Genomic DNA, 7,339 nt, shown 5'->3' with positions numbered 1-7,339 from the left:
GCGGCGACGGCTCCGCCGGGGCGAGTGCGCGGCGGAGAAGCTGGCCGTGCCGCACCTCTCCATCGAGCCGGGCCGGGCCATCGTCGGGCCCGCGGTGTTCACCCTCTACGAGGTGGGGACCTGCGGCCGTCGCGCCGGGACGCCGCGCTCGACGCGCGGGCGACGGGGCTTGCCGGTGACGATGTCGCGGGTGTGGGCGGGCATGTCGGCTCCCTTCCGTGCCGGCCGTTCGCCGGTACGACCTAAACTTAGGCCGGACCTAAAAAGGAGTCAAGGAAAAAATTTGGTCGGACACAGGTATAGTGCGGGCATGACCGCGCAGAGCACCGGCCTCAGGGCCTTGAAGAAGCGTCAGACCAGGGAGAACATCTCGAGCCAGGCCACCCGCCTGTTCCTCGAACGCGGCTTCGACAACGTGACGATCGCCGAGGTGGCCGCCGCCGCCCTGGTCTCCAAGATGACCGTCACCAACTACTTCCCCCGCAAGGAGGACCTGGCGCTGGACATGCACGACGTGTTCGTGCGGCAGCTCGCCACCGTCGTCCGTGAGCGCGAGCCTGGCGAGTCGGCGCTGGCGGCGCTGCGCCGCGCCTACCTCGCGGCGGTGGCCGCCCACGACCCGGTCATCGGGTTCTCCGGTCCCGCGTTCGCCCGGATGATTGCCGCCAGCCCGGCCCTGGTGGCCCGCCTCCGGGAGTTCCACGACGACCGGGAGAAGGCCCTGGCCGCCGCTCTGGCCGAGGAGACCGGGAGCCCCGAGGACGACGTCCTGCCCCGGGTCGCCGCTGCGCAGCTGGCCGGCATCCACCGGCTGCTGTTCGAGGAGACCATGCGCCGCACCATCGCCGGACACCACGACGACGACATCGCGCGGGCCGTCACCGGCTACGCGCACGTCGCCTTCGACGCCCTCGAACCCGCGCTCGCGGACTACGCCGTCCGCCCCGACCCGGTCCGGCGGACGCCGCGGTGAGACCGGAGTGTGCGCCGGCCCGAACCGGGGCGGCACACCGGCGCAGCATCGGACTGCCGGCGGGGTACCGAGCCGGCGTGGGTCCGATCCTGCCTGTCCGATCGAGCCTGAGCAATCCGCCCAGCCGCTCTCATTGATCTAGCCATTTGCATGTAGCAATGCATGGAACGGCTGTCGTACTGTTCCGTCAGCACCCCGGAGAACGCACCTGTTGGGCGGATTTCGCCCACTTCGAGGCTGGACGGTGGGCGGTCGTGACAGCACATCCTATGGCGGAAGATCCTGCGTCGGCAGCGGTGAGTTGGGTGGACGACATTCTGTTCACCGGGCGCGACACCGACATTTGTCTCCGCCAGCCGGAGCCGGTCGACAAGGGCACCCTGCGCCGCCTCGTGGCCGAGGCGCAGACCCGGCTCGCCGAGGCCGGCCTGCGTGCCGGGGGCGCCGCCGCGCTGCGGCTGCCGCCCTCGCTGGCGTACGTGGTGCACCTGCTGGCCACCTGGCGCAGCGGCGCGCAGGCGATCCTGCTGGACCACCGGCTCACCGACCACGAGGTCGACAAGGCCCTGCGCCGGCTCACCCCGAAGGTGGTGGTCGCCCCGGTGCGGACCGGCGGCGGGGCCCTGCGGATCTTCGTCGACGTCACCGCGGGCGTGACGCCGTACTCGGACCGCCCGGCCGGCAGCCCGCACGCGGTCATCCAGCTCAGCTCCGGCTCGACCGGACCGTCCAAGGTGATCGGTCGCACGGCCGAGGACCTGGTCGGCGAGGTGCACCGCTACACGAAGATCGACGGGGTGGCGCTGCCCGGCGAGCGGATCGTCCTGCTGCCGTCCATGGTGCACGTGCTCGGCCTGGTCGGCGGCCTGCTCTACGGGCTGCACGCCGGCGTCGAGCTGTGCCCGCCCGAGCGGCTCAGCGGCGACGCGATCCTCGCGGCCGTCGCCGCCCAGGACAGCCCGGCCACCGTGCTCGGCGTGCCGTTCCACATCGGCCTGCTCGCCTCCACCGTGCCGTCCGGGCCGCTGCCCCAGCTCAAGCGGATGACCACCGGCGGCGAGCTGGTCCCGGCCGCCGTCGCCCGTGCCTTCACCGACCGCTACGGGGTCCCGCTGGGCAACATGTACGGGATGACCGAGGTCGGCGTCATCGGCACCGACCTGTACGGCGTGAACCGCCCCGCCATCGCCCCCGCCCCCGGCATCCGGGTCCGCGAGTCCGGCGGCGAGCTCTGGGTCAGCTGCCCGGCCAACCCGTACGTCGGGCTCGCCGACCCGACCCGCTGGGCCGACGGCTGGCTGCACACCCGCGACGCCGGCGTCGTCGACCCGGGCACCGGGCTGGTCACCGTCCGGGGCCGGCTCGACTCGCAGGTCTCGGTGGGCGGCATGAAGGTCGACCTGACCGAGGTGGAGGCCACCGTCGCCGAGCTGCCGGGGGTGACCGCCGCCGTGGTGGTCTGGGACAACGGCATCACGGCCTACGTGCAGACCGACGGCTCGCTCTCCGAGGACACCCTGGACAAGCTGCTCGCCGAGCGGCTGGCCGGCTACAAGCGCCCCCGCACCCTGCACCTGCTCGATCAGCTGCCCCGCACCACCACGGGCAAGCTGGTCCGCTCCACCACGGCGCTGCGGGACGCGGCGTCGTGACCGGCCCGCTGTTCGAGGACGACGTCGACCGGACCGGCCGCCCCGGCGACCGCGACGGCGAGCACCAGGCCGGCCGCCCCGGCCGGGTGGCCGACCCGCACCCCGGGGCAGCCCGGGACCGGGCGCAGCAGCTCGCCGCCGCCGTCCGGCGGGGGCATCCGACGGCGCAGCCCGCCGTCGCGCAGCCCGGTGCCGAACGCCTTGCCGACCGCCTCCTTGGCCGTCCACAGGCGCAGGAAGTCCAGCTCCCGGCCGGCCTCGTCCCGGGCGGCCAGCCAGGCCGCCTCGTCCGGGTCGTACCAGCGCCGGGCCAGCGGCACGGCGGGCAGCGGCCGGCGCCGCTCCACGTCCACCCCGACCGGTCCGCCCACCCGGGCGGCCACCACGACCACCCCGTCGACGTGGCTGACGCTGACCGGCAGCGTCCGCCCGTCGCCGGCGTGCACCTCCGGGCGTCCGCCGGGCGCCCGTCCCACTCCGATCTCCGCCTCGGGCCGGCCGAGCAACGCGCCACCCGCGCGCCTCAGCAGCCGCCGCGCCAGCTCCCGCTGGTCGCCGGCGGTGCGGCCGGTCCACACGTACACGGTGTCCCGACCGGGCACCGGTAGCTGGTTCACGGAAAGAGGTTAACGCCATGCGAGACGAGGTCCGCACCTTCGTCATCGAGCAGCTCGCCGACATGAACTACGACGTCGAGGACGTCGACGACGACACCACCCTCGGCCCCTCCGGCGTCGACCTCGAGTCGCTGGCCCTGGCCGACCTCGCCGTCCGGGTCGAGGACCGGTACGGCCTGAAGTTCGCCGACGACGAGTCGGAGAAGCTGGCCCTCATGACGGTCGGCGAGTTCACCACGATGGTCGCCGACCGGGTGGCCGCGAACAGCGACCACGCCTGATGACCGGTCAGCCCGACCTGGGGCGAGCTGACCTGGTGAGCATGCTCGCCGAACTGACCGCGAAATCCGTCGACCAGGTGCCCGACCGGATCGGCTCGATGGAGCTGGCCTGGCTGGTGCACCTCGTCGAGCAACGCTACGACCGCCGGCTGGACCTGACCGACGACCAGCTCGCCGGCATCCGCACCGTCGACGACGCGCTGGCGGTGTTCCACACCTCGCTGACCGTTCCCGCAGATGGCTGAGCGGGAGCCAGTAGGGATCACCGGCGTCCACGCGCTCAGCGCCCTCGGTAGGGGCGCCGACGCGCTGCTCGCCGGGGTGCTCGCCGGCACCCCGGCGTTCGCGCCGGTGCGCCGCTTCGACACCACCGGCCGCCGGGTCACCGTGGCGGCCACCCTGCCGGAGGTCGGCACCCTCGCCGACGAGCTGACCGACGCCGTCGACCGGGCGTGCCGGGCGGCCGGCCTGGACCGGACCCACCGGGCCGCTGCCGCGCTGTTCCTGGCCACCCACGGCGGCCCGCCCTCGCTGCCGGCGGCGGACCGGCCGGCCGGCGGCCCGCCCGATCCCGACGCCGGCCCGGAGGTGCCGGCGCTCGCCGGTCACCTGGCCCGCCGCTGCGGCCTGGGCGGGCGCACCCGGACGTACACCACGGCCTGTGTGTCGGCGAGCACCGCGGTCGCCGACGCCGCGACCCTGATCAGCCGGGGCGACCTGGACCGGGTCGTCGTCGCGGCCGGCTACCTGGTCGAGCCGGACCAGTACGCCCTCTTCGACGCCGGCCGGGCGCTCGCCGCAGACGGGGCGGTCCGCCCGTTCAGCGCCGGCCGGCAGGGTCTGCTGCTGGGCGACGGGGTGGTCGCGGTGGTGCTGGAGTCGGCCCGCGTCGCCGCCCGACGGGGCGCCCCGACGCTGGCCACCGTGGCCGGCTGGGGGCGGGCCGGCGACGCGTACCACCCGTGCCAGCCGCACCCGGCGGGGCGCGGCCTGGCCCGGGCGGTCGAGGGGGCGCTGCGCCGGGCCGGGTTGCCGGCCGCGGCGGTGGGCTACGTCAACGCCAACGCCACCGGCACCCCGTACAGCGACGCCTCCGAGGCGGCGGCGCTGGGCGCGGTGTTCGGCGCGGCGGCCGGGCGGATCCCGGTCAGCTCCACGAAGTCGGTGCACGGGCACGCCCTGGAGGCGTCGGGACTGCTCGAACTGGTGGTCACCGTGCTGGCGCTGGGGCACGGCAAGCTGCCGGTCAACGCCGGCTGGCTCGGCCCCGACGAGAGCTGCCCACTGGACGCCATCACCGACGCACCCCGCCCGGCACCGACCACCCACGCCCTGACCCTGAACGCCGCCTTCGGCGGCGCCAACACGGCCCTCCTGGTGAGTGCGCCGTGACCGCCGCCGTGCTGGCCGAGGCGCGGTGGGCGGTGGGCGGGGACGGGACGCCACCTCCGGTGCCGGGGTTCGTGCACTCGGCGTTCGCGCCGTTGGTGGTGGCGGTGGCCGAGCGGTGTCTGCGCGCGCGGTACGGGGACGGGCCGCTGCCGGCCGGGAACCGGACGGCGGTGGTGCTGGCCAGCGCGAGCGGCGACCGGGCCAGCGCCGCGCACGTCCGGGCCACGGTCGACGCCGGCGGCCGGGTCGGTCCGCTGTTCTTCTTCCAGTCGGTGCCGAACAGCGTGGCCGGGCACGTCGCGGCGCGCTGGGGACTGGACGGGCCGGTGGTGTGCCTGAGCCCGGCGGGGGATCCACGGGCCGAGGCCACCGCCGAGGCGGACCTGCTGCTGTACGACGGCGACGCCGCCCAGGCGTTGCTGGTCCTGATCGAACTGGCACCGGACGGTACGCCGGGCGAGGCGACCGCGGTGCTGCTGGGGGAGGGAAGACGTCAATGAGGACGACGGGACTACGCGGCGCCCTGGCCGCCGACGCCGAGCTGGGCGCGGGCAACGTGCTCGCCCGGGTGCTGGCCCACGGCGCCGACCCGGACGGGCCGGGGCTCACCTTCGACACCGCGGTCGACGGCCACCCGGCCGAGACTCCGCTGACCCTGGGCCGGCTCGACGAGCTGGTCGCCGCCCGGGCGGCCTGGCTGCACGAGCGCGGGGTGCGGCCACGCGACCCGGTCGCCGTCTGGGCCGGCGCCGCCGCCGACATGGTGCTGTCGTTCCTGGCGCTGACCCGGCTCGGCGCGATTCCCGCGCTGATGAACGGCCGGCTCCGCCCGGGGATCGCCGCCGAGTACATCCGCCGGCTGCGCGCCGCCGGGGTGCTCGCCGACGCCGCGCACGCCGGGGCCCTGCGCGGGCACGACCTGGGCGCGCCCCTGCTCGGCGAGCCCGCCGAGGCGGGCGGCGGCGACCCGGCCGCGGCCCCGCCGCACTACCGGCACCACGACGAGGACCCGATCGTCATCACCCACACCTCCGGCACCACCGGGGTGCCGAAGGCGGTGCTGCACTCGCACGCCAGCCTCTTCGCCGCCACCCGGCACCTGCTCGCCATGCCGCAGGCGCAGGGCACCACCCGGATCCTCAACGCCCTGCCCGCGCCGCACACCGCGACCGTCCTCATGGTCAACCAGGCGCTGGGCAACCGGGCGGAGATGCACCTCCTCTCCGAGCAGGGCGGCGAGCGGGTGCTCGACGCGATCCAGCGGTGGCGGCCGGACGGGGTGTTCGGGTTCTCCGTCACCTGGGCCGAGCTGGCCCGCTTCGACCTCTCCGCGTACGACCTGGAGTCGGTGCGGCTGTGGTTCAACACCGGCGACTGCTCGCACGAGCCGCACGTGCGCCGGCTGGTCAAGGTCGGCTCGCGGGACGTGATGACCCGCGACGGGGTGACCCGGGTGCCCGGTTCGGTCTTCATCGACGGGCTCGGTTCCAGCGAGATGGGGCACTCGATGTTCCACATCACCCACACCGTCGACACCGACCGGTACGGCCGCTGCGTCGGCCGCCCGTACCGGTTCACGAAGGTGGCCGTGCTCGACCCGGCCGGCAACGAGCTGCCACCCGGGCAGGTGGGCTGGCTGGGCATCGACTCGCCGTCGCTGTTCCGCGGCTACTGGAACGACTCGGTCACCACCTACCGGTCAAGGCTGCGCGGCTGGTACCTCACCGGGGACCTGGTGTACGCCGACGCCGAGGGGCGCTTCTACCACCTGGACCGGGCGGTGGACTCGGTCGAGGCGGGCGACGGGCAGCGGTTCTTCACCGCGCTGTCCGAGGAGCGGATCCTCGCCGCCTGCGCCGACGTCACCGACTGCACCGTGGTGATCGTCAAGGAGGACCGGACAGTGGTCACCGACGTGCTGCTGGAACTGGCCGCCGGGGCGGACCCGGCGGAGGACCGCACGGCCCGGATCCGGGCCGCGCTCGGGCCGGACCTGGCCGCCACCCTGCGCCGGGTGGTGCCGGTGAGCGCCGACGACGTCCCGGTCACCGTGACCGGCAAGGTCCGCAAGGTGGCGCTGCGCGAGCGCTACCTCGCCGAGTCCCCGTCATGAGCGCCGTCATCACCGGCATGGGGCTGTTCACCCCGGCCGGCCGGGGCGTCGAGGAGACGTTCACCGCGCTCACCACCGGCCGGTCCGGGCTGCGCCGGCCCCCCGAGGGGCACCCGGCCCGGGACAGCCTGGAGGTGGCCGGGGTGCTGCCGGAGATCGACCCGCGTAGCGTCGCCTCCGGGCCGGAGACCAAGGTGCTCGACCGGATCGTGCTGCTCGCCCTCCTCACCGCCGCCGAGGCGCTCGCCGACGCCGGCATCGAGGTGGGGCGGGACGTCGACCCGGGCCGGACCCCGGGGATCGTCGGCGCA

At 75.0% G+C, this 7,339-nt stretch carries 9 protein-coding genes; 8 read left to right on the top strand and 1 reads right to left on the bottom strand.

Features of this window, described 5'->3' with window-relative positions; genetic code table 11:
* The first annotated feature begins 310 nt into the window (after nucleotides 1–310).
* Both ACW0Q9_RS27425 and ACW0Q9_RS27420 read left to right on the top strand, forming a co-directional pair.
* On the top strand, nucleotides 311–973 hold the full coding sequence (locus ACW0Q9_RS27425) for a TetR/AcrR family transcriptional regulator (RefSeq protein ID WP_456186143.1): 663 nt from the start codon (nucleotides 311–313) through the stop codon (nucleotides 971–973).
* 269 nt (nucleotides 974–1,242) lie between these two features.
* Nucleotides 1,243–2,625 (top strand): class I adenylate-forming enzyme family protein, encoded by a 1,383-nt coding sequence (locus ACW0Q9_RS27420; protein WP_456186141.1) that lies wholly within the window; start codon nucleotides 1,243–1,245, stop codon nucleotides 2,623–2,625.
* Here the strand turns inward: ACW0Q9_RS27420 and ACW0Q9_RS27415 are convergent.
* A complete protein-coding gene (locus tag ACW0Q9_RS27415) occupies nucleotides 2,556–3,242 on the bottom strand; it encodes a 4'-phosphopantetheinyl transferase family protein (protein ID WP_456186139.1) in 687 nt (228 codons plus the stop codon). The genes ACW0Q9_RS27420 and ACW0Q9_RS27415 overlap by 70 nt on opposite strands.
* Nucleotides 3,243–3,259: 17 nt before the next feature.
* Here ACW0Q9_RS27415 and ACW0Q9_RS27410 point away from each other — a divergent pair, with 17 nt between their 5' ends.
* The 6 genes from ACW0Q9_RS27410 to ACW0Q9_RS27385 form a co-directional block, all read left to right on the top strand.
* Nucleotides 3,260–3,523, top strand: coding sequence for a phosphopantetheine-binding protein (locus ACW0Q9_RS27410; protein ID WP_456186137.1), 264 nt, complete (start codon nucleotides 3,260–3,262; stop codon nucleotides 3,521–3,523).
* Nucleotides 3,523–3,768, top strand: coding sequence for an acyl carrier protein (locus ACW0Q9_RS27405; protein WP_456186135.1), 246 nt, complete (start codon nucleotides 3,523–3,525; stop codon nucleotides 3,766–3,768). The genes ACW0Q9_RS27410 and ACW0Q9_RS27405 overlap by 1 nt, the downstream gene beginning before the upstream one ends.
* Nucleotides 3,761–4,915 (top strand): beta-ketoacyl-[acyl-carrier-protein] synthase family protein, encoded by a 1,155-nt coding sequence (locus ACW0Q9_RS27400; protein ID WP_456186133.1) that lies wholly within the window; start codon nucleotides 3,761–3,763, stop codon nucleotides 4,913–4,915. The genes ACW0Q9_RS27405 and ACW0Q9_RS27400 overlap by 8 nt, the downstream gene beginning before the upstream one ends.
* Entirely contained in the window at nucleotides 4,912–5,415 is a 504-nt protein-coding gene (locus tag ACW0Q9_RS27395) for a beta-ketoacyl synthase chain length factor (protein WP_456186131.1), read from the top strand. The genes ACW0Q9_RS27400 and ACW0Q9_RS27395 overlap by 4 nt, the downstream gene beginning before the upstream one ends.
* Nucleotides 5,412–7,028, top strand: coding sequence for a class I adenylate-forming enzyme family protein (locus tag ACW0Q9_RS27390; RefSeq protein WP_456186129.1), 1,617 nt, complete (start codon nucleotides 5,412–5,414; stop codon nucleotides 7,026–7,028). Before ACW0Q9_RS27395 ends, ACW0Q9_RS27390 begins: the two co-directional genes overlap by 4 nt.
* A partial coding sequence (locus ACW0Q9_RS27385; RefSeq protein ID WP_456186127.1) for a beta-ketoacyl synthase N-terminal-like domain-containing protein occupies nucleotides 7,025–7,339 on the top strand: 315 nt, incomplete at its 3' end. The genes ACW0Q9_RS27390 and ACW0Q9_RS27385, both read left to right, overlap by 4 nt.

Source organism: Micromonospora sp. I033 (genome assembly GCF_053890995.1).
Note: the sequence above shows the minus strand (reverse complement) of the source record. Positions and strands in the feature narration are given on the sequence as shown.

What these genes read in the sequence shown, in the direction of transcription:
- ACW0Q9_RS27420 (WP_456186141.1), top strand. Translation starts at nt 1,243, where the DNA reads ATGGCGGAAGATCCTGCGTCGGCAGCGGTGAGTTGGGTGGACGACATT.
- ACW0Q9_RS27390 (WP_456186129.1), top strand. Translation starts at nt 5,412, where the DNA reads ATGAGGACGACGGGACTACGCGGCGCCCTGGCCGCCGACGCCGAGCTG.
- ACW0Q9_RS27425 (WP_456186143.1), top strand. Translation starts at nt 311, where the DNA reads ATGACCGCGCAGAGCACCGGCCTCAGGGCCTTGAAGAAGCGTCAGACC.
- ACW0Q9_RS27405 (WP_456186135.1), top strand. Translation starts at nt 3,523, where the DNA reads ATGACCGGTCAGCCCGACCTGGGGCGAGCTGACCTGGTGAGCATGCTC.
- ACW0Q9_RS27410 (WP_456186137.1), top strand. Translation starts at nt 3,260, where the DNA reads ATGCGAGACGAGGTCCGCACCTTCGTCATCGAGCAGCTCGCCGACATG.
- ACW0Q9_RS27400 (WP_456186133.1), top strand. Translation starts at nt 3,761, where the DNA reads ATGGCTGAGCGGGAGCCAGTAGGGATCACCGGCGTCCACGCGCTCAGC.